The organism is Glaciibacter kafniensis (assembly GCF_039538945.1).
GTDB lineage: Bacteria > Actinomycetota > Actinomycetes > Actinomycetales > Microbacteriaceae > Cryobacterium > Cryobacterium kafniensis.
Genome location: NZ_BAABCN010000007.1, coordinates 145,095 through 166,956 on the forward strand (window position 1 = coordinate 145,095; position 21,862 = coordinate 166,956).

A 21,862-nucleotide genomic window follows, 5' to 3' on the forward strand; every position below is an offset into this window, starting at 1 on the left:
GCACGTGTGCGGGGCCGACCAACTCAGGCCACCGGTTCCAGCTCGAAGACCCGCAGGTCGGCGAGATCCCAGGCACACCAGACGGGTGCGCCGGTGGCGAGTGGCTCGGTCTGGCCCGGGGCCGCCCGAGCGATGAACTCCTGGCCAGACGGGGTGATCACGACATACTGCATGACGTCGCCGAGGAACGAGATCCCGGCGAGCGTGCCCGCAACGGCAGGGACGCCGGCGGCTGGCGGCTCACTCGTCACGCGCACCGACTCGGCGCGCACCGCGGCGCGCACCGAGGTGCCGGGGGCGACGCCGGCGGGCATCCGGCTGGTGATCAGTTCGCCGTCAGAGCTGCGCAGCACGCCGGGGCCGACGACGATGGCGTCGATAAAGTTCTGCTTGCCGATGAAGCCGGCGACGAACGCGTTGGCCGGCTCGGAGTAGATGTGTTCGGTGCTGCCGAGCTGCTGGATCGCTCCGCCCTGCATCACCACGATGCGGTCGCTCATCGAGAGCGCTTCTTGCTGGTCGTGAGTGACGAAGATGAAGGTGATGCCGAGCTGACGCTGCAGCAGCTTCAACTCGATCTGCATCTCCTCGCGCAGCTTGCGGTCGAGAGCGCTCATCGGCTCGTCGAGCAGCAGCACCTTGGGGCGATTCACCAGCGCGCGGGCCAGGGCCACGCGCTGCTGCTGGCCACCGGAGAGCTTCTGCGGAGTGCGGTCGGCGAACGTCTCCATGCGGGAGAGCGCGAGCGAAGCGTAAACGCGTTCGGCGATCTCCGCCTTCGGCACCCGCTTCTGACGCAGCCCGTATGCCACGTTCTCGGCCACCGTCATGTGCGGAAACAGCGCATACGACTGGAACACGGTGTTGACCGGGCGCTTGTGCGGCGGCACATCGAGCATCGAGTTGCCGGCAACGATGATGTCGCCGGAGTCGGGGTGCTCGAAGCCCGCGATCATGCGCAGCAAGGTGGTCTTGCCGCAGCCGGAGGGGCCGAGCAAGGAGATGAACTCGCCGGAGTGCACGTCGAGATCGACCCCCACGACGGCGGGGGCATCCCCGTAGCTCTTCGAGACCGAGCGCAATCGCACCGATCCGCTTTCATCGTTCACAACGCCCACGATTGAGTTCACTGAGATATCACTCCTTGAGTCAGGAATCGAAACCGAGGCCGACGGAATCCAGGGTTTTCAAAATAAGGTTGCGCTTGCCCTTGTTGTGGTCGGCCCGGTTGAGCGACCAGCGGGTGACCTGCACACCGACGGATGCGATGGGCTCTGGCGGAAAGGGAAGCGGGGTTTCGCGCACCATCGCCAGGCGGGTGCGTTCGGTGTCTTTTCCTTCGAGCTTGTCGAGCATGACCTCGGCGGCGAAGTGCGTTGCCGCAACTCCGAGACCGGTGAAACCCGTGGCGTAGGCGATGCGTCCGCCGCGTGCCGTGCCGAAGAAGGCGCAGAACCGGGTGGACGTGTCGATGGCGCCGGCCCAGCGGTGGCTGAACTTCAGACCTTCCAGCTGCGGAAAAGTGGTGAAGAAGTGGTGGCCGAGGGTGTTGTAGGTGGCGGGGCGATCCTCATATTGCTCGCGCACGCGGCGGCCGTAGTGGTAGATCGCGTCATAGCCACCGAACAGAATGCGGTTGTCCTTGCTCATCCGGTAGTAGTGGAACTGGTTGGCCATATCGCCGAGCCCCTGGCGGTTCTCCCAGCCGATGTCCGCGAGCTGAGCGGCATCCAGCGGCTCGGTCATCAGTGCGTAGTCGTAGACGGGAACCGTCGAGAGGCGATTGCGTTTGAGCAACGACGGAAAAACGTTGGTCGCCAGGGCGGTCTTCTTCGCCAGCACGCGGGCCTTGCTCGTGCGCACCGCGGTGCCCTGGGCGGGGCTCAACCCTGAAGTGTCGAGGTCGGTGACCGGGGAGTGCTCGAAGATTTCGACACCGAGCTCGGTGGCAGCGCGCGCGAGTTCCGCGGCGAGCTTGGCGGGGTGAACCAGCGCCGACGAGCGCTTGCTCCACACGGCGGCGAGATAGGTGGGGGAGTTGACCTGCTTGCGCACGGCATCGGTGTCGAGAAACTCCTCGTCGGTGTTGCCGGCTTTGGCAGCCGCGGCAGCCATCTCTTTCAACCAGTCGACCTGGTGTTCCTCGACGGCCAAGGAGAGCGCGCCATTGCGTTCGAAGTCGCAGTCGAGGCCGAGGTCGGCCACGGCCTGCTCGATCGCGTCGAGGTTCTCCATGCCCAGCTCGTTCAGCCGGTCGATCTCCTTCGGCCAGCGAGTCTGTCCGTTCTCCTCGCCGTGGGTGAGGCTGGCTTCGACGAATCCGCCGTTCCGACCGGATGCCGCCCAGCCGACGGTCTTCGCTTCGAGCAGCACCACGCGAGAAGCGGGGTTGCGCTGCTTGGCGATGATGGCCGTCCAGAGGCCGCAGTAGCCGCCGCCGACGACGGCGAGGTCGCAGTCGAGATCGGCAGTGAGCGTGGGGTAGCGCTGGGCCGGGACGATGTCGTCCAGCCAGAATGCGGCAAGCTTCGAGCCGTTCAGGGCGTGATCGACGATGGAGGACTTCGGGCGAGACCTCTCGAAAACTGTGCTTTCCACGGGGGAATCTCTGTCTCTCTGTCTCAGCGTTGAGACCGTTGGCGGCGCCCGCTCGTTGGGCTTCAGCCCATTGTGCCAACAGATGAGCAGTCGTGTCGCGACAAAACGTCGGGAAACGTCGTTCAAACAGCGCAAATCGTGTGAAACCGTGGTGATTGGCCAGAAAAGGTATCGAAATCGTAACTCCGTCGACATATTCGCGGCCGGGGCTCCTCGGCGGTCGAACCTCGCAACCTCGCGCTGGGCGCGGCTTTCTCGTTGATCGAGGAGCAGCCGACGCAGGAGGCCGCGTCTATGAGGTATATGACCGTTTCGTTGATCGAGGAGCGCGCGAGCTTGCGAGCACGCGTCTCGAGATCTCGCGAGCCAATCCTTGAACTCGGGTTGCGTTTGAAGGTCGGCTCGCGGGGTCTCGAGACACGGGCTCGCTGCGCTCGCTCGCCCTCGACCAACGAGGTGCACGCACGCGTCACAGGTGCGGAGCGTGCGCCTCCAGAAACTGGTAGACCTCGGTCGGATCGACGCCCGGAAAGGTTCCGGTGGGCAGCGCGGCCAGCAGGCTGGTCGGGGTGCGGGCGGCCGGCCAGGATTCGCCGGCCCAGCGCTCGGCCAGGTCGACGGGGGCGCGCCGGCAACAGGAATCATCGGGGCAGCGCGACACGGCGCGGTTCGTGGTTTCCCGGCCGCGAAACCATTTCACATGCGCGAATGGCACCCCGACGCTCACCGAATAGTCGCCTTCCTTGGCCTTCTCAATGCGCGACGTGCACCAGAAGGTTCCGGCCGGGGTGTCGGTGTACTGGTACCAGGGGCTGAACCGGTCGGCTACGTCGAACACCGTGCGGGCCGTCCAACTGCGGCAGACCGTCGTTCCCTCGACGGCGCCGAGAGCATCACTCGGAAACCTGACCGCGTCGTTCTCGTAGGCCTTGATGATGGTGCCAGATTCGTGCACCTTCATGAAGTGCACGGGAATGCCGAGCCGGGCCGTCGCCAGGTTCGTGAACCGGTGAGCGGCCGTCTCATAGGAGACGGCGAACGCGTCGCGCAGGTCTTCCATCGAGATGCGCCGCAGGTTCTTGGCCTCGGAGAGCAGTTTCACCGCCGGCTTCTCCGGCAGCAGGATGGCGGCGGTCAGATAGTTGGTCTCGACCCGCTGGCGCAGAAATTCGGCATAGTTTCGCGGTTCTTCATGGCCGAGAAGGTGGCTGGCGAACGCTTGCAGAATCGGCGAGCGGGAGTCTCGCGACGCCGACTGCTCTGTCGGCAGGTAGATGCGGTTGTTGCGTTTATCGGTGACCGAGCGAGTGGAGTGCGGCAGGTCGCTGACGTAGTGCAGCGAGTAACCGAGGTGGGTGGCCATGTCGGCGACAACCTGATGCGAGACAGGGCCGCCGGTGTGACCGACCGCGCCGAGCAGCTCGGCGGCGAGCAGCTCCAGCTCGGGAAAGTAGTTGTCATGGTCACGCATCTCGGTGCGCAGCGCCGAGTTGGCGCGTCTGGCTTCTTCAGGCGTGGCGGCCCGCTCCCGGTTCAGCCGATCGATCTCGTTGTGCAGCGTGAGGATTGTCTGCAGCACATCATCGTTTTGGCTCTTGCCGACGCGGATGCGCGGCAGACCGAGCGCGGTGAAGACCGGCCCACGTTGCGCCTTCTCCACAGCAATCTCGAGGGCGGCCCGCTCGCTCGGGGCATCCGTTTTCAGCAGATCGTCGACCGTGGTGCCGAGCGCCAGCGCGATCACGCGCAGCATCGACAGCCGCGGCTCCCGGTTGCCGTTCTCGATCATCGACACCTGGGAGGGCGCCCGGTCGACGGCGGTCGCGAGTTGCTCGAGGGTCATCCCGAGCTGGGTGCGGAGCTGTCGGATGCGCCGCCCGAGGGTGAGCGCGTCGAGCTCGGTCGTATCGGCTTCAGTGTCTGCGTTACGCGAGACGGCGAGCGTCGGGGGAGTGGCTGGATCAGCGGTGACCATGTTTCATGGTCACACGGTGGCCGGGGTCTCGCAAACAGAAATTGTGCGAAGTTTCTGCCCTGCTCTGACGGATCGGTGCGCTGGCGGTATGGACGGGCCCAGCGGCGGCGCCGTTGTCGGCGAGATGAGCGTTCGCCCCTCGGGACGCCTGCGGGCGGCGCGCGACCGTGCTCATTTCTGCCAGAGAGAAGAACCCGGCTATTTCTGTCGACCAATCTGGTCGCCGGGTCGCCGGAGCGGCGCAGAGTTGCCTCACAGACGAAGAAGGCCGGGTCGCCGCGACCCCGCCTCACACATCCTGGAGGCACTGATGAGCACCACCCCGAACACGAACCGCTCCGCGTCAACTCGACCGGGCGACCAGACCCAGACCGCGCAAGAGCTCGCGCTCGAGTGGGCCGCAGACCCGCGTTGGGAGGGCATCCGTCGCGACTACACGGCTGAGGATGTGATTGCGCTGCGTGGCACGGTTCGTGAGGACCGCACGCTGGCTCGCCGGGGCGCCGAGAAGCTGTGGCAACTCGTCAACGAGAACGGCACTCCCGAGAGCCCCGAGTGGGTCTCGGCGCTCGGCGCGCTCACCGGCAACCAGGCCGTACAGCAGGTGCGCGCCGGGCTGAAAGCCATCTACCTCTCTGGCTGGCAGGTCGCCGCCGACGCGAACCTGTCTGGGCAGACCTATCCGGATCAGTCGCTCTACCCCGCCAACTCGGTTCCGGCCGTCGTGCGCCGCATCAATAACGCGTTGCTGCGCGCCGACCAAATCGAGTCGTCGGAGGGTGACACGTCCCGCGACTGGCTCGCCCCGATCGTGGCGGATGCCGAGGCAGGCTTCGGCGGGGCGCTCAACGCCTACGAGCTGATGCACTCGATGATCGAGGCGGGTGCGGCCGGCGTGCACTGGGAAGACCAGCTCGCCAGCGAGAAGAAGTGCGGTCACATGGGCGGCAAGGTGCTCGTGCCGACCGGCCAGCACATTCGCACCCTGAACGCCGCACGCCTCGCCGCGGATGTCGCCGGGGTTTCCACCCTCGTCATCGCCCGCACCGATGCGCTCGCAGCGACCCTCATCACCAGTGACATCGACCCGCGCGACGCCGAATTCTTGACCGGCGACCGCACGGCAGAGGGCTTCTACGAGGTGACGAACGGGATCGACACCGTCATCGCCCGCGGACTCGCCTACGCCCCCTATGCCGACCTGATCTGGGTGGAGAGTTCCGAGCCAGACCTCGAGTTGGCGCAGCGCTTCGCCGCCCGCATCCACCAAGACTTCCCAGGCAAGAAACTCGCCTACAACTGCTCGCCGTCGTTCAACTGGAAATCCCACCTCAACGACGAGCAGATCGCCGCGTTCCAACGGGAACTCGCGGCCTGTGGCTACACGTTCCAGTTCATCACCCTGGCCGGTTTCCACGCGCTCAACCACTCGATGTTCACGCTTGCCGCCGACTACGCGGAGCGCCAGATGAGTGCATATGTCGATCTGCAGGAGGCCGAGTTCGCATCAGAGAGCTCTGGCTACACCGCGACCCGCCACCAGCGGGAGGTCGGCACCGGCTACTTCGACCGGATCGCCACCGCGCTGAACCCGAACAGCGCCACTCTCGCCCTCGTCGGTTCGACCGAGTCCGAGCAGTTTTAGCCCACTTTCGAAGGAATGACGACATGAACACCACACTGACAACGACCAGGGGCCGGGTCTCGCCCGGCTCGACCACCGACACTGTTTCGGGCTCGACTGGTTCGACGGGATCGGCCCGCAACGCCTCGGCACGCTCGACCAGCGGAAGCCCGTACCTCGAGATCATCGGAGAGCTGGGGGAGCGCTACGCCGATATTCTCACTCCAGCGGCGCTCGATTTTCTGGCCGAGCTGCACGACCGGTTCGCCGGCACCCGGCACGATCTGTTGGCCGCCCGGCTTCAGACGGGAGTGGACGCCGCGAACGGTCGCGACCCCCATTTCCTCGGCGAAACCGAGCACATCCGCAGCGACCGCGCCTGGCGCGTGGCCGGTGCCGGGCCAGGTCTCGAAGACCGCCGCGTCGAGATCACCGGACCGACCGATCGCAAGATGGCGATCAATGCGCTGAACTCCGGTGCGAAGGTGTGGCTGGCCGACCAGGAAGACGCGACAAGCCCGACCTGGGCGAACGTGATCGAGGGGCAAATCACACTTTTCGATGCCGTGCGCGGGCAGCTGAGCTTCGACAGCTCGGACGGCAAGAGCTACCGGGTCACCGGAGGCGAAACCGGTGTGACTCCGACCATTGTGATGCGCCCGCGCGGCTGGCATCTGGTTGAGAAGAACATCGAGTTTGTCGATCGGGCGGGCCGACGGATGGCCGCATCCGGCAGCTTGATTGACTTCGGGTTGTATTTCTTTCACAACGCGCAGGCGTTGATCGACTCCGGCACTGGACCATATTTCTACCTGCCGAAGCTCGAGAGCCATCGTGAAGCCCGACTCTGGAACGAGATCTTCACGTTCGCCCAAGAGCGTGTCGGGATTGCGCATGGCACGATTCGAGCGACGGTGTTGATCGAGACAATCCAGGCCGCCTTTGAGATGCAGGAGATTCTCTACGAACTGCGTGAGCACTGCGCCGGCTTGAACGCGGGACGCTGGGATTACATCTTCAGCATCATCAAGACATTTCGTGCGCGCGGTCGACGGTTCGTTTTTCCCGACCGCAAGCAGATCACCATGGCCGTGCCATTCATGCGGGACTACGCAGAGCTGCTCGTCGCCACCTGCCACCAGCGCGGAGCATATGCCATTGGAGGCATGAGCGCTTTCATCCCGAATCGGCGTGACCCCGCGGTCACCGAGCGTGCACTCGAGCAGGTCGCCGCCGACAAGCGTCGCGAGGCAATCGACGGCTACGACGGTACTTGGGTTGCCCACCCCGACCTGATTCCGACCGCGCAGGCCGAGTTCGACCGGGTGCTCGGCGAACATCCCCACCAGCTGGGCCGCACCCGCGATTGGGTGCGTGTCACCGCGGCACAGCTTCTCGACGTCGCGAGCATCGGCGGCGAGATCACCGAGGCGGGCGTTCGCGACAATGTTGTGATCGCGCTGCGCTATATCGAATCGTGGCTGCGCGGAGTCGGCGCGGCAGCGATCGACAACCTGATGGAGGATGCCGCCACCGCGGAGATCTCCCGCTCGCAGATTTGGCAGTGGATCCACGACAATTCGGTCACCGCCGAGGGGAGTCGGATCGACACAGCCTGGGTCGAGGCCGTGGTCGCCGAAGTCTTCGCTGGCCTCCCGCGCACACCGGGCGACCGGTTCGACGACGCTCTCGCGGTGTTCCGGACATCCGCTCTCGAGCCTGAGTTTCCGGCGTTCTTCACGGTGAGGGCGTACGCCCGGTTCTTGTAGTCGCCCGCTTCGCCCGTTCCATCCGCTTCACCCGCTTCACCCGTTCCATCCGCTTCACCCGTTCCATCCGCTTTCCCCCTGGTGCCGAAATTAGGAGTGGAGGTGTGTCGCACCGTGTAGCCCCCGGCTTTACCGCTCGGGCACCCGCCGACACGCACTCCACTCCTAATTTCGGTACCCCCTGCTGCACGTTTCGGTTCCCGATCGGGTCGGCCCTCCCGCAGGGCGAACGCGTTCGGGTGCTTCCTCGGCACCGGAATCGCTCGCTATGCTGGCGCGATGGTGGCGATCATCCGTAGAGCAGAGCCGGCCGATGTGGCCGAGCTCGCCGAGGTTGCTGCGGCAACTTTCGTGCTGGCCTGTCCGCCGGGCACGAAGCCCGCGTCGATCTCCGCCTTCATTGCCGCCCACCTCTCGCCGAAAAGCTTCGCGACCTACCTCGCCGACCCGGCTCGCGACATCCGAGTGGCGGTGCGTGACGGCAATATCGTGGGCTACACCATGCTCGTCTTCGGCGAGCCGACCGACCCCGATGTGACGGCCGCTCTCACCCTGCGGCCGACGGTGGAACTGAGCAAGGTCTACCTGCTGGGCGAACATCACGGCGTCGGCCTGGCGGCCACCCTGATGACGGCGACTCTGGATGCCGCGCGAGCGCGAGGCGCGTCGGGTGCCTGGCTCGGGGTCAACAATCAGAACTCTCGGGCCATCCGTTTTTATGAGAAGAGCGGGTTCGCCATCGTCGGCGCCAAGACCTTTCAGGTCGGCGATCAGATCTACAACGATCACGTGATGGAGCGCCCGCTCTAGCGACGCCTGCATCTCCCGGCACGTCCTTCTGGCCGGCGCTCAGACTATTTTTCGGCGTTGCTTCGATGAGGCTCCGTCGTCCCTCCGTCGTCCCTCCGTCGGCAGTTCGTCGTCGCTCCGTCGCGTGCTCGGACGGCTCCTCGTCGTGCCCGCCGGCATCCCTTCGATGGGCTCGACACCGGCGCCGGGGAGCCGACCGCGCCACGTTTTGACGTTCTCCGCTTACCTCAGTTAGAGGGTAGAACGGTCTGTCCATGAAAACTTGCCCATGCACAAGGGGGGACGAAAACTTCGCTTTTCGTTGCGAAAATCCGCATAAACGCGCGAAATCGTCAGATATGGCTCTCCGTGCCGCAGAAAAGCTGAACCCCGGATTGGGGGTATTAGTGGGACAGACAAATCGGTCTGTCCGCCAATAGAGTGCTGAAGGCCGGATTGGAAGCATGCTCACTTTTGCCTCCGTTCGACCTTCACGCACTTTTCCTCTGCCCGAACAGCAGGCCACAAACGGCATCCGTCGCGATGCTTCGAAAGGATTCTCATGAACAAGCTCCTCAAAGGTTCAATCGCTGGCGCGGCCGGCATCGCACTCCTCATGGGTGGCGCCGGTACCTTCGCCCTCTGGAACCAGACGGCTACTGTCTCCGGCGGCACCGTCTCGGCCGGCACCTTGACTGCTGTCCCGGCAGCGACCGGCTCGTGGTCGGTGAAGCACGGGATCGGGGGTACCCCGGCGACGTTCGCCAGCAGCACCTTGTTCACAGTCGTTCCCGGCGACATCGTGACCTACACGCAGGACGTTGTTGTCACCGCAACCGGCGCGAACCTGACCGCCGCAGTGTCGCTTACTCCCGCATCCATCACGGCTGCCACACCCGTAATCCCGAACGTGGCGCAGTCGGCCGCGAACTCGGCTCTCGCCGGTTTCCTGAACTCCACAGGTGCAGTGGTCACCGCAGTCACCAAGGGCACGACCACGGCGTTCCCGACTGCTGTGGCGCAGGGCACCTCGACCGCGACGGTCACCGTAGTTCTGACCTTCCCGAACGGTGCAGCCGGTGTTGAGAACGGTGCCAAGGCCGGCGTCGTCGACCTTTCCGGGCTGGGCTTCACCGTCACCCAGAACTAGCCAGCTCGTCGGCGTGCCCGTCGTCTCCCGGCGGGCACGCCGCAGCTCTGTTCTCTCTTTCCCATTCGTTCCTCCTCACGTCGCGAAAGGCGGTGTCCCCTCATGCTCGGTTCAGTTGAAACTCCTGAGAAGGCCGGCAGTGCACGCACTACTGCTTCGAGATTCACCGCCGCGTTCTCCATTCGCTCGATGAGCATCACGGCCCTTTCACTTCTCGCCGCCGTCGGCCTGGCTACGGCCGCCGCGGGCGGCAGCTACGCCTACTTGAACGCGAACGCCTCGCTCTCCGGAGGAACCGTCACGGCCGGAACCGCAACGCTTACGCTCGGCTCGGTGGTGCAGATGTCGACGAACCAGCTATACCCAGGGCAATCGGTGTACGGCTCCGTGGTCGTTGCCAACACGGGCAACGTGGCACTCGCGCTCACCGCAACCGTGACCGGCACCACCCCCCTCGCCCAGCAGCTCACGATCGCACTGCGCGTGGTGACATCTGCGCAGGATTGTGCCACGACCCCGACCGCTCCCGCCTGGTCGGTTGGAACCATCGCGGCACCCGGTTCAACCGGCCTCGGAACGATCGCCGCTGGCAGCTCTGTATTCCTCTGCGTGTCGGCTGCTTTGCCGCTGACGACTGCCGCCGGACAAGGGCAGTCGACCCCATTCAACGTGAAGCTTGACGGGACACAGGCCTAGACAATGACACAGACATTGAAAACCAAGCCGCGCATCCGTTTCACGAGATTCAATGTCTCGGTCGCAACGGTCGTCTTTCTGACTCTCGCCGGAACCAGCGCTGCCAGTGCATCGTGGACCACGCCGTCGGTGAGCACCACCGCGTCGGTGACGACAGGTGCTCTCGCCGTATCGCAGGCAGTGGCGCCTTCACTGAACAAAGACTTCAACTCCACAGGAACAGCGACGCAGTCGACGACCTCGACCGTCACCGTGACAAACGGAGGCACGATTCCCGCGCCGTTTTCTCTTGCACTCGCTGGGGTATCCGCAAACGATCTTGCCTCCACGATCACGGTGATCTCCTGGCCCACGACGTTCGCGTCGTGTACAGCGTCGAACCCGGGGGTCGAAGCCAAGACGTGGACGACCGCGGCATCGCAGACCGGCAATCTCGCCGCAGGGGCGTCGGCAACCTTCTGTGTTCGCACCTCGCTGAACCCGAGTCAGATCTCGGCGACCACGGTTGGTTCGATGACAGCCTCGTTGGCTGTGTCATCGAGCGTCGGAAGTTGGACATCGTCGGGCACCACGGTGACGGTGACCCAGAGAGCCCTCGACACCACGGCTCCGAGCGTGCCGACCGCGCTCGCGGCTTCGGCTACGACAAGCGCAGGAACGACACTCACCTGGGTCCTGTCAACCGACAACGTCGCGGTAACCGGCTATGAGATCTATCGGAACGGTGCGCTTGTCACGACGATAGAGGCACCGGCGACTACCTACACCGACACCGGGCTGACCGCATCGACGACGTACACCTACACGGTGAAAGCTCGGGATGCTGCGGGCAACGTCTCAGCGGCATCCACTGCTACGAGCGTCACGACGACCGCGCCCGTCACTTGGTACACGGTGAACAACAGCAGTCTGTGTGTTGACGGTGACCAAGGCATCAACGTGTCGAATAGCACCAAGGTCATCGCCTACGGCTGTAAGATCACGGGCGCTGCAAATCAGCAGTGGCAGTTCGTGCCCTCGGGAACCAACTTCCGAGTCATCGCCCGATACGCACAGACCTTCGCCTGGTCAGCCGGCACGGCGAGCGCGCCCGGTGTCACCCTCTCGAATCTCACTGGAAATAGCCAATTGTGGACGCGCATCTCGCTCTCAAATAGCAGATACCAGTTCAAGAGTGTCGGCACCGGCAACCCCGGGCTGTGCCTGAGCCAGCCCACGAGCGCGACCGGCACCAGCATCACACAAATGACGGTGCAGAACTGCACCAACAACCCGAACGCGTCATCTACTCAGAGCTTCACAATCGGATTGGTGGGCTGACCGATGTCAGGTTCTGTCACGACACGCACACTCTCGACGTTTCTCGCCCTGGGCGCGGCCGCGGCGCTCGCCCTCGGCGGCGCCGTGGCACCCGCCTCGGCTGCATCCGATCAGATTTTGGTCAGCGCCGACGGAGTGCACTGGTCGAAGTCACTGGGCACTGACTTGTTCGCCGATGCCGGGCTGCTGATTCCGAAGGGCTCCCAGAGCGCAACGCTGTGGGTCAAGAACCCCACGGCGAAGTCGGCCGAGGTGCGGCTCAGCGCACGCGACGTCCTGTTCTCCTCATCGGACTTCGCGACGAACGTGACGATCGGGGCTTGGAACTCGGTTGACGACACGACTCTGAGTACGCCGGGGGACAAGGTCTCGAAGTGCGAGGTCTTGGTTGACTCGCAGCCGTTGGCAGCCGGCGGCATTCTGAAGGCTGTCGTCACGTTGACGATGGCCGACGTCAGCGATCGAATTGCGCAGGATGCCGGCGTGAGCTTGAACGTAATGGTTGCCATGCGCGACAAGGCAGCCGGGCCGTTCCCCGAGTCGGCCTGTGACGACAGCGGAGTCATCGTGGGGCCGGATCCCGACCCGAAGCCGAAGCCGACGCCGACGCCGACCACGATGCCGACCGCGACCGCGACTCCGACCGCGACTCCGACCACGCCCAGTGGCACGGTCACCGGCAGCGGAACCGGAACGGCCAAGCCTTTGGCCCAGACGGGTGCGGATGCTGCGAGTCCCGCGCTCGTTGTCGTCGGCCTCGTCGGCGGTGGCATTCTGTTCTTCTTAATCGGTCGACGTCGTCGCAAGACTGACGTGTCGTGACCGAGGTGTCATGAGCGGTGCAGCGGTAATGGATAAAACGAGCGACGAGTTCTCGGTCGCGCTCACGGATGAAGCCGAGGGCAACCACCCCTCGGCTTCGGCCGTGGGCGAGACGGCCGAGATTGTGGCGGAGACCAAGCCTGCACCCGAAAAGGGTCTGTGGAGTTACCTCGGGCTCGCATTGAGCGCTGCTCTGCTCCTTCTCGTCGTGGCCCTTGCTGCCGCCACCGTCGTCATCCCGAAGCTCGCGGGAGCGTTGCCGATGACCGTGCTGACCAGCTCGATGGAGCCCGGATTGCCGCCGGGCACCCTCATCATTGTGAAGCCGATCAACCCCGACGACCTGGCCATCGGTGACATCGCGACCTATCAGATCGAGTCGGGCAAACCCGGAGTGATCACCCACCGCATCATCGGGATCAATCTGATCGCCTCGGGCGAGCGCACCTTCGTCTTCATGGGCGACAACAACGGCGTCGCCGATGCTGACGCGGTGCAAGAAGTTCAGATTCAGGGCAAGCTCTGGTACTCAATTCCGCTGATCGGCTGGGTCAATAACCTCGTCAACGGGGCGAACAAGGTCTGGATCGTTCCGGTGCTCGCCGGGCTGCTCTTCGCCTACGCCGGCTACATGTTCGTGAGCGGCCTGGCCGCGGCAAACCGTGCGCGTCGCGTGCGCCGCAATGTTCAGAAGAAGTCGCGTGGCACCGAGGTATCTGTGGCCGACGATGCTGAGCAGGCGGATGCTGCGGTGCAGGTCGACGATGCGGTGCAGCTCGACCGCCCTGGGCAGACCATCGACGCTGAGTCGCCCGGCCACCGTGACCAACTCTCCATTGCCGAGTGGCTCGACGAGATCGAGCGGCGCGAGATCTCGACAGGCTCGACCACCGGGTAGTGACCCGCACCATCCGCATGGCAGCACTCACCGACGCTCCACACACGAAAGCGTGATGTCTCGAATGAACTCCCCAGAAGACGCCGGCCTCGCACCCGGCGAAGCAGCCACGTCGGCCGAACCGGCCACGTTCACCAAGCCGGCCAAACCGGCCAAGCGCTCAGTGACGCGCTCCCTGATCACGACGGCTCTCGCCCTTTTCGCGGCCGTCTGCCTCGCCACTGTCGCAGCCGGCGGCAGCTACGCCTACCTCAACAGCACAGCACAGCTTTCGGGTCCGGTGACGCTCACCGCGGGAACCGCCTCGCTCACGGTAGACGCGACACTCGCCGGACTGTCGACGACGACGCTGTACCCCGGCACGACCAGCTACGGCACCGCGACGATCACCAACACCGGCGTTGTTCCGCTCATTGTGACGGCTGCCGGCGCGGGTGGCTCAAGCGCACCCACCCTCGACTCGGGAGTCACGCTCACGATCGGTGTGGTGTCGGCGACGGGCGGATGCGTTGCAGGCTTCACGGGCTGGACGGGCACGCTCGCACAGGCCGGCGCCGTGCCGCTCGGGACCTTCGGCATCGTTGGCCCGACCAAAACGCAGGTGCTCTGCGTTGCAGTCACGCTGCCGACGAATGCGCCGTCCACGAGCCAGGGCCTGAGCACAAGCCTCTCCTTCGCCATCAACGGAACGCAGACCAACTGATGACCACCTCGACTCCCCGCCCCCGCGGCATCCGCCACCGTCTGAATGTCGGCGTCGGGCTCGCCGTGTTTCTCATACTGGCCGGCACCGGTGCCGCGCAGGCGAACTGGACGACTGCGCCGAAAACCACGGCTGGCATCGTCACGTCCGGGGCGCTGAGCATTGCGATCGTGCCCACCGCAATCGCGGAGCACCTCTACACCTCGGCCGCGACTGCGCGCACCGTCACCTACCCCATTACCGTGACGAACAGTTCGGCAATCTCCGTGACTCCCAGCCTCGCCTTCTCAGCGGATGCGGCGCAAACGTTGGCGACGGGGGCGGTTGGTACCGCAGCGGCGAGCGTGACAACCTGGACGAGTGCCGGCTCCACCTGCCCGACCCCGTCAGGCGCCACAACGAACTGGACATCAGCGACGGCGACAAGTGCGCAGCTGGCGCCCGGCGCCTCAGCCACCTATTGCGTTCAGAGCACGCTCTCGTTGCCGCAGCGCTACGCACTCGTTGGGCAGACGGCCGACCTGACTGCCACCGCCACGCTGACCCGCGGCAATTGGACGAAAACGGCAACCCGTTCGCTGAAGCAAACAGTTGCGAACACGATCATCCCGGGCACCCCGACGGCGAACGCCTCCCCGGGGAACACCCAGATCGCAATCAAATGGACGGCGCCAGCGGATGCCGCGGGCCTGGCCGGGTACAAGATCTACCGCGATGGAAACGCAACCGCCATCAGAACTGTTGCCGCAGGCACCCGCACGTTCACGGACACCGGCCTCCTCCCAGCGACGACCTACAGCTACACGGTGCGTGGCTACGTGACCGGCACCCCAGCGGCCCCCACCAACGCCACACTGTTCACCGAGTCGCCGTCATCCGGGCAGTTCGACACCCAAACCCGCCGCCGACCGGGTGGGTCGAACTGATCCTGACAGTTTTGGCCCCTACCTGCTGGCGAGATCTACCACTTCGTTGGTCGAGGAGGGGCACCCACGGCCGTCTCGAGACCTCGTGAGCCGACGTTCTAACGCAACCCACGTCAAGAGATCGGCTTGCGGGGTCTCGAGCTTCTGGGCCGCTGCGCGGCATTGTGGTGAACGAATTTGACCATTTCGGTGGTCGAGGAGGCCGCCCGCGATCGGGTCGAGACCTCGTGAGCCGATGTTCGAACTCAACCCGAGTTCAAGGATTGGCTCGCGAGATCTCGAGATGCGGCCTCCTTCGTCGGCTGCTCCTCGATCAACGAAACGGTCATATGCCTAATAGATGCGCCGCTCCTTCATCGCGTGCTCCTCGACCAACGAAATGGCCCATATACCTCAGAGACGCGGCCTCCTGCGTCGGCTGCTCCTCGATCAACGAGCAGTGACGCGCAGCACGATCTTGCCGCGGGTATGCCCCTGCTCGAGCACCCGGTGGGCCTCGGCGCCATCGGCGAGGTCGAAGACCCGATCGACGTGCGGGCGCACGACTCCGGAGTCGATCAGCGCGGTGATCTGGTCGAGCACGCGCGCGTCGGCGGCAACTTTGTAGCCGGTGGCACGCATGCCGGCCGCATCCGCTTCGGCCATCATCGTCGGCCAGCTGCCGGTCGGGGCATTGACCAGGATGCCGCCGGGTCGCAGCACGCCGAGCGACCGGCTTCCGGTGTTCTCGTGAACGTTGCCGATCAGGTCGATCACGGCGTCGAGCCCCGACAATACGTCGTCGAACCGGGTTGCGGCGTAGTCGATGACCTCGTCGGCACCCAGCTGACGCAGAAAGTCGAGGTTGCGCGCGGACCCGGTGGCAATGACATGGGCGCCGAGGTGCCGCGCGAATTGCACAGCGAAGTGGCCGACGCCGCCGCTGCCCGCGTGGATGAGAACCCGCGTGCCCGGCCCGATCTCGGCCAGTTCGATCATTCCCCAGGCGGTCATCGCGGCGACCGGAATCGCGGCCGCCTCCTCGTGGCTGAGCGTGGCCGGCTTGCGGGTGACACTCATGCTCGTCACCGCAACCAGTTCGGCGTAGCTGCCGGCGGTGCGCGGCACCCGGGCCATGCCGTAGACCGCATCGCCGGGCCGCAACCCGAATGCTTCGTAGGGAGAGCTGACGACGATGCCGCTGAAGTCGAGGCCGAGCACAGCCGGAAAACCGCAGAGCGCAGCGGATGTTCCGCCACCGGCCCGCGTCTTCGCATCGATCGGGTTGATGCCCGCTGCGACAACGCGCACCAACACCTCGTCGACGACGGCGATCGGAACCGGCACCTGCGCCAGATGCAATTCGTCGGCCGCGCCGGTGCGGTCGATCACGAGAGCTCGCATGGTCGGTGGCAGGTCGTTTGCATTTCCCATGCGCACCATTCTCCGGCATCGCTAGGCTGCAGATAGCACCGGCAGTGCCCAGCATCCGCGGTGTCACACAGAAGAGGGGAGAACCGCCATGAGAAGAACCTATGGTGTGATTCGGGTTGTGGCGGCGGCGGGAATCCTCGTGGCGGTGGTCGGCCAACTGGCCTTCAGCCTGAGCTTCAACCCGCCAGACACGTCGGACTTTCTCTGGAACTTCTTCAGCTTCTTCACGATCCTCTCCAACTGTCTCGCCGTCATCGTGCTGCTATTCGGCGCCGTGTATTGCTTCAGAGTCGACATCGACCCGCCCTGGTTCAACCTGGCGCACACCTCGGTCGCCACCTATATGGTGACCACCGGAATCGTCTACAACCTGCTGCTGCGCGACATCTCACTCGATCAGGGCACGACCCTCGGCTGGTCGAATGAGATCCTGCACGTCTGGGCGCCGCTCTACCTGCTGCTCGATTGGCTGTTCGCGGCCGGCCGCACGGCCCTGCCCTGGAAAAGGCTCTGGGTCGTTGTCGTTTTTCCCATCGTCTGGGCGATCTACACCATGATCCGCGGCGCCATCATTGACTGGTACCCGTACCCGTTTCTCAACCCCGACCAGCCGGGCGGCTACCGGGGCGTGATCTTCTACGTGATTCTGATCGCCGTGGTGATTCTCGCCGTTGCGGCCGGCTTCTTCGCGCTCAGCCGGGTACGCAAGCTGCAGCCACCGAGGTAGTACCGCGGGCGGTCGTGGTCTGACGTGCGGTCACGTCAGCTTTTCGGGCAGGCTCAGGATGCGTAGGGGGCGTCGTCGGCGTCGTCGGGGTCGACGGTCGATCGGCCCTGGTGGCCGAGGTGCCCCAGAATCGCGGCGATCAGCGTGATTCCGCCTGAGAGATACAGGCCGAGCGACAGGTGGGCGTTGAGGGATGCGGCGCCGAGGGCAGCGCCGGAACAGATGAGAACGACCGCGCCGAGCCGGCGCCTCCAGGGCTGCCCGGTGTTGCTGCCGAGTCGCGAATCCGCCGCGAGGCCGGTAAGGGTGGAGGTGACGACGACGGTCGTGACATCCTTCACCGCGATATGTCGTGCCGTGGCCGCCTGGATGCCCATGGCGAATCCGAGCCCGCCGGTCACGGTGAGTTGCATCCACTGCGGAAGGGCGTCGCCGGCACTGGTGAGCCAGACGGCGATTGCCAGCACCAGTACTCCGACAGCGATGAAGAGGGCCGTCGACCGGCTCGCCCAGCCCGTCGGCACCCCACGCAGCACGCGGCCGGCCACGATCGCCCCGACGACGAAGCCGGCGAGAGCGACAACCGGTCCGACGATCGGGAGACCATCGGCGCCGAGCAATGCCATACCGAGGATCACGACGTTGCCCGTCATATTTCCGGTGAAGACCCGGTCGAGTCCGAGATAGCCGACCGCGTCGATGATTCCGGTGGAGAACGTGAGCGCCATCATCAGCAAGAGGTGCAACTGATCGGGGTGGGCCGCGAGACGTGCGCGCATCAGACTCCTTGGAGCTAGCGTTGCTGGTTCTGCCTCGCCTGATGGTCGAGGATATCGATCAGCTGATTGGCAAAGCCGACGAGGATGGCGATCTGGTCTTCGTCGCGGTCGATCCACTGGCACTCGGGCACGGCACTGATCGGAACAAAGTTGTCGTGCTGCTCCCAGACGAGCAGGGTGCGCTCGGCGCCCAACACGTACTGCTGCCACCACACCTGCCGCAGGTACGAGCGCGGGATGCTGCGCCACGGCTTGCTGGTCGTCTTGATCTCGGCCAGCTCAAGATCGCCATTCGGGGCGAGCACGACGCCATCGGGCGTGGCCAGGTGCCGCGGGTGATCGGCGGCACGAAACAGCGCGGTGCTCGGTTCGATTCCGTAGTTACTGCGCACCCAGGCAGCAATCTCCGGCTCGCGCGCCCGACCGTGATCGGTGTAGCTGTTGCCGCTAAAACTGGTGCCGTGCATTTTGTCGTATGCCGCGTTCTGCACCGATTTCGGAGTCGCCAGCTTGGCGACATCCGTCGCGGTGATGCCCTGGTTGCGCGCACGCAGCCAAGCAACGCGATCGGTCGAATCGGCGACGATGCGTTGCAGGTGGGAGGTCGGCCGTGCGGCTACGGGCTGCACAGCGGCGGGTCGCGGAACACCAGGCAGCGGTTTCGACGGATGCTCCGCCTCATCGAAGAGGGGGAGCAAAATGTCAGTCACCCCTCTATTCTCTCCCTCTTGAGGCGGGCGGCGCGACGAATGCGGCGCGTTCGCGACGGATCGACCGGGGTGTTGCGGTGGATCAGTGGCCGGTTCGCGGCGGATCGGCAGCCGCTCAGCTGTCGGGGTGATCGGCCAGCAGCTCGGCCAGCGTCTCCAGATTCGCGCGTACGGTGCGCCCCTGAGCCCGGGCGACGAATGGGTCGGCCAGGCGACCGAACACGCCACCGAGACCCGTCGCCGCGTCGATCCGGTACGTCAAAGTCGTGCCGCCCTCCGCGGGTTCGAGCACATTCGTCACGGTGAACTCCATGCTTCCGCCGACCGAGTGGCTGCTGTAGCGCAGGGGCGGGTCGTAGTCCTTGACGATGACCGTCCAATCAAAATGCCGGCCCATGATTTTGCTGGTGCCGTCGGCCCGGGTGCCGACCCCGATCGGTTCTTCTCCGACCTGCGCCGCGGTGATGATCGACGAGTCCCAGATGGGAAGGTTTTCGGGCTTGACGACAAAATCGAAGACCTCTTGTGGCGGGCAGGCGATGAACACGCTTTCTTCAATGACAGGCATAACGTCCTCCTCGAAGCTCAGACAGCCCCAGCCTTGACCCGGCTGGGGCCGCTGTCAACGGAGTTGCTACTTCGCCTCGGTGACCTTGCCGTGCTTGAGGTGCAGGCGTCGTTCAGCCCGCCGGGCGACCGCCGTATCGTGCGTCACGATCACCAACGTCAGGCCGCGCTCCCGCCACATCTCCTCGAGCAAATCCATGATGTCATCGCGGGTTTCTTCGTCGAGAGCGCCGGTCGGCTCGTCGGCCAGTAGAACTGACGGCGACTTGACCAGAGCGCGAGCGATCGCCACACGCTGTTGCTGGCCACCCGAGAGTTCGGCCGGTCGGTGGCTGCCCCGTTCGGCCAAACCGACGGATGCCAGTGCCTCGGCCGCCCGCTGCGTGCGTTCGGCTCCCGGCAGGTTCAGCGGCGCCAAGGCCGTCTCAACGTTCTCTTGCGCGCTGAGCGTCGGGATCAGATTGAATCCCTGAAAGATGAACCCGATTTCAGTGGCCCTGATCTGGCCCAGCTTGTGATCGCCCAGCTTGGACAGATTCGCGGTGCCCAGTTCGATCGTTCCTTCGCTGGGTCGGTCGAGTGCGCCGAGCATCTGCAACAGGGTGGATTTTCCGCCGCCGGTCGGCCCCTGAATGGCGACCATCTGGCCAGCAGGAATCGACAGGGTGACCTTCGAGAGTGCGGTGACGGTGCGCTTGCCCTGGTCGTAGGTTTTGGTGACGTTCGTCAGTTCATACATGGTGTTCTCCTAGAGAGAGGTAAGTCGGTGGTCGAGTGAGTCGCGTGCGGCGATTGAGCCAGTCGACAGTGCGTGTGGGCAGCTCACGCCACGCTGCGGAGCGCCTCGGCCGGGCGCAGGCGGGCCGCACGCCATCCGCCGATCACTCCAGCGAGAAGCCCGCCGACCACGGCCAGGCCAACGGCCACGAGCACAACGGTGAGGGTGATGGGGGCGCTGAGCACAATGTCAGACGTTGCCGCCGCCTGAGCGGCCTGGCCGAAACCGCCGCCGCCACCGGCTGCTGCAGCTCCCGGCGCACCGCCCGGGCCGCCTTGCGCCGCGGCGCTCGCCGTTCCGGCTGTCAGAGTCGGAGCGATGAGGTTGATCACGAGCACACCGATCAGTCCGATCGCGATTCCGAGTACCCCGCCGATCACACCTTGCACGAGCGATTCGCCGGCGACCTGGCGCACGATGCGGCCGTTCGACCAGCCGATCGCCTTGAGGGTGCCGAACTCACGGGTGCGACGGGTGACGCCGGAGATGGTGAACAGAATGGCGATCAAGAACGCAGCGGCGAGCACGATCAGTGAGAGCCAGAGGCCCAGGTTCGACACCAGGTCAGATGCGCTCGACAGGGAGCCGGAGACGCTCGAGGCGAGGTCGGCCTGGGTCTTCACCGTGGTGTCGGGCAGCGCGGTCTCGATGTCGGCCTGAATCTGGTTGATGTCAGTCGATGAAGCAGCCTGCACATAGATGTCGGAGATCTTTCCGTCGAGAGCAGCCAGAGTCTGGGCGACATCGAGCGGAATGTAGACATTTGCCGCCGTCGCGGCGTCGGAGGAGGCAGCGGTCACGAGCCCAACGACCGCGAAGTCGGTGCCGGCGATCTGGATGGTGTCGCCGACGGCAACGGATGCCGTTGTCGCGTAGCTGGCATCGAGCACCGCAACGTCGGTTCCCACGTCTGAGCTCGTCAGAGACCGGCCGTCGGTGAGTGTCACGGCGGAGAGCGGCCCGACCGCTTCGGCGGCCGGGTTCAATCCGAGCACGCTGAAGGAGTCGACGTTGAAGGAACTGCCGCCGGCGCCATCGGGGCCGCCGGTCGGGGGAACGCCGCCTTCTGCTCCGGGAGCCGCGCCCTGGAGCGTCGAGCGGTCGGGCAGCTGCCCGTTGAAGGTGATGTTGGTCAGCGACAACGTTGCCGCGGCGGCAGACACATTGTCGATGCCGGTCACCGTGTCGAGCGCAGTGGCGTCGAGAGTGGCTGTGCCTCGACCGACTTCGAGTCGGGATTGGCTGACGGCCGTCGTGCCGTCGGTGGTGGCGCCATCCGCAGCCCCGAAGTCGAAGCGCTGCGGTCCACCGCTGCCCGACCCGTCGGCGCTCGGGGCGGTCGGGGTTTGGCTGACGGTGATGTCGGTTCCGACGCCGTAGACCGATTCGAGAACGGTCGCTTGGGCGGCTTTGACTCCGCCGGAGACCGAATTGACGATGATGACGAGGGCAATGGCGAGGGCCATGCCGATGGCGACGATCGCCGTCTGTTTGCGGCGGCCCGCAAGTTCGCGCCGCAGGTAGGTGATGAACATGGTTCTCCGATTCCGGTGTGAGCGGGGGCTCGACACTGATGCCGAAAGTACGGATGGCAGTTATGGCGGCACTGTGGTGTTCC

General features: G+C 65.1%; 20 protein-coding genes. 11 read left to right on the forward strand and 9 right to left on the reverse strand.

Translation table 11 applies throughout. The features are described 5' to 3' along the window. Nucleotides 1–23: 23 nt before the first annotated feature. The 3 genes from ABD791_RS12340 to ABD791_RS12350 all read right to left on the reverse strand — a co-directional run bounded on the left by ABD791_RS12340 (nucleotide 24) and on the right by ABD791_RS12350 (nucleotide 4,573). Nucleotides 24–1,130: an ABC transporter ATP-binding protein gene (locus ABD791_RS12340; RefSeq protein ID WP_345066968.1), complete on the reverse strand. Its 1,107-nt coding sequence runs from the start codon at nucleotides 1,128–1,130 to the stop codon at nucleotides 24–26. 19 nt (nucleotides 1,131–1,149) lie between these two features. Next, nucleotides 1,150–2,598, reverse strand: coding sequence for an NAD(P)/FAD-dependent oxidoreductase (locus ABD791_RS12345; RefSeq protein WP_345066971.1), 1,449 nt, complete (start codon nucleotides 2,596–2,598; stop codon nucleotides 1,150–1,152). Nucleotides 2,599–3,067: 469 nt separating this feature from the next. Continuing rightward, on the reverse strand, nucleotides 3,068–4,573 hold the full coding sequence (locus ABD791_RS12350; RefSeq protein WP_345066974.1) for a helix-turn-helix domain-containing protein: 1,506 nt from the start codon (nucleotides 4,571–4,573) through the stop codon (nucleotides 3,068–3,070). A 310-nt stretch (nucleotides 4,574–4,883) separates the two neighbouring features. On the opposite strand from ABD791_RS12350, the gene aceA reads away from it, so the two are divergent. From aceA to ABD791_RS12400, 10 genes are all read left to right on the forward strand, one after another. After that, the gene (gene aceA / locus ABD791_RS12355) at nucleotides 4,884–6,218 is read left to right on the forward strand and encodes an isocitrate lyase (protein ID WP_345066977.1); all 1,335 of its coding nucleotides are present in this window, start codon (nucleotides 4,884–4,886) and stop codon (nucleotides 6,216–6,218) included. Between the two features lie 23 nt (nucleotides 6,219–6,241). After that, a complete protein-coding gene (gene aceB, locus ABD791_RS12360; RefSeq protein WP_345066980.1) occupies nucleotides 6,242–7,966 on the forward strand; it encodes a malate synthase A in 1,725 nt (574 codons plus the stop codon). Nucleotides 7,967–8,245: 279 nt separating this feature from the next. After that, nucleotides 8,246–8,776 (forward strand): GNAT family N-acetyltransferase, encoded by a 531-nt coding sequence (locus tag ABD791_RS12365; RefSeq protein ID WP_345066983.1) that lies wholly within the window; start codon nucleotides 8,246–8,248, stop codon nucleotides 8,774–8,776. A 541-nt stretch (nucleotides 8,777–9,317) separates the two neighbouring features. Continuing rightward, entirely contained in the window at nucleotides 9,318–9,905 is a 588-nt protein-coding gene (locus ABD791_RS12370) for an alternate-type signal peptide domain-containing protein (RefSeq protein WP_345066986.1), read from the forward strand. Between the two features lie 189 nt (nucleotides 9,906–10,094). Beyond that, nucleotides 10,095–10,601 (forward strand): hypothetical protein, encoded by a 507-nt coding sequence (locus ABD791_RS12375; RefSeq protein ID WP_345066988.1) that lies wholly within the window; start codon nucleotides 10,095–10,097, stop codon nucleotides 10,599–10,601. A 3-nt stretch (nucleotides 10,602–10,604) separates the two neighbouring features. Next, nucleotides 10,605–11,921, forward strand: a complete 1,317-nt coding sequence (locus ABD791_RS12380) for a fibronectin type III domain-containing protein (protein ID WP_345066993.1) — start codon at nucleotides 10,605–10,607, stop codon at nucleotides 11,919–11,921. Nucleotides 11,922–11,924: 3 nt separating this feature from the next. After that, complete coding sequence (locus ABD791_RS12385; protein ID WP_345066996.1) at nucleotides 11,925–12,743, forward strand: LPXTG cell wall anchor domain-containing protein; 819 nt, start codon at nucleotides 11,925–11,927, stop codon at nucleotides 12,741–12,743. 28 nt (nucleotides 12,744–12,771) lie between these two features. Then, entirely contained in the window at nucleotides 12,772–13,641 is an 870-nt protein-coding gene (locus tag ABD791_RS12390; RefSeq protein ID WP_345066999.1) for a signal peptidase I, read from the forward strand. Nucleotides 13,642–13,705: 64 nt separating this feature from the next. After that, on the forward strand, nucleotides 13,706–14,344 hold the full coding sequence (locus ABD791_RS12395; protein ID WP_345067001.1) for a hypothetical protein: 639 nt from the start codon (nucleotides 13,706–13,708) through the stop codon (nucleotides 14,342–14,344). Beyond that, nucleotides 14,344–15,270: a fibronectin type III domain-containing protein gene (locus ABD791_RS12400; protein WP_345067004.1), complete on the forward strand. Its 927-nt coding sequence runs from the start codon at nucleotides 14,344–14,346 to the stop codon at nucleotides 15,268–15,270. The genes ABD791_RS12395 and ABD791_RS12400 overlap by 1 nt, the downstream gene beginning before the upstream one ends. 429 nt (nucleotides 15,271–15,699) lie before the next feature. On the opposite strand, the gene ABD791_RS12405 is transcribed toward ABD791_RS12400, so the two are convergent. Continuing rightward, the gene (locus ABD791_RS12405) at nucleotides 15,700–16,683 is read right to left on the reverse strand and encodes an NADP-dependent oxidoreductase (RefSeq protein WP_345067006.1); all 984 of its coding nucleotides are present in this window, start codon (nucleotides 16,681–16,683) and stop codon (nucleotides 15,700–15,702) included. An 88-nt stretch (nucleotides 16,684–16,771) separates the two neighbouring features. On the opposite strand from ABD791_RS12405, the gene ABD791_RS12410 reads away from it, so the two are divergent. After that, a complete protein-coding gene (locus ABD791_RS12410; RefSeq protein ID WP_345067009.1) occupies nucleotides 16,772–17,410 on the forward strand; it encodes a Pr6Pr family membrane protein in 639 nt (212 codons plus the stop codon). Between the two features lie 53 nt (nucleotides 17,411–17,463). On the opposite strand, the gene ABD791_RS12415 is transcribed toward ABD791_RS12410, so the two are convergent. From ABD791_RS12415 to ABD791_RS12435, 5 genes are all read right to left on the reverse strand, one after another. Further along, nucleotides 17,464–18,189, reverse strand: a complete 726-nt coding sequence (locus ABD791_RS12415; protein WP_345067012.1) for a YoaK family protein — start codon at nucleotides 18,187–18,189, stop codon at nucleotides 17,464–17,466. Nucleotides 18,190–18,203: 14 nt separating this feature from the next. Then, the gene (locus ABD791_RS12420) at nucleotides 18,204–18,818 is read right to left on the reverse strand and encodes a YqaJ viral recombinase family protein (protein ID WP_345067476.1); all 615 of its coding nucleotides are present in this window, start codon (nucleotides 18,816–18,818) and stop codon (nucleotides 18,204–18,206) included. Between the two features lie 196 nt (nucleotides 18,819–19,014). Further along, entirely contained in the window at nucleotides 19,015–19,467 is a 453-nt protein-coding gene (locus tag ABD791_RS12425) for an SRPBCC family protein (protein WP_345067014.1), read from the reverse strand. Nucleotides 19,468–19,533: 66 nt separating this feature from the next. Further along, a complete protein-coding gene (locus ABD791_RS12430) occupies nucleotides 19,534–20,205 on the reverse strand; it encodes an ABC transporter ATP-binding protein (protein WP_345067017.1) in 672 nt (223 codons plus the stop codon). A gap of 83 nt (nucleotides 20,206–20,288) precedes the next feature. Further along, nucleotides 20,289–21,779, reverse strand: coding sequence for an ABC transporter permease (locus ABD791_RS12435; protein ID WP_345067020.1), 1,491 nt, complete (start codon nucleotides 21,777–21,779; stop codon nucleotides 20,289–20,291). Nucleotides 21,780–21,862: the final 83 nt, after the last annotated feature.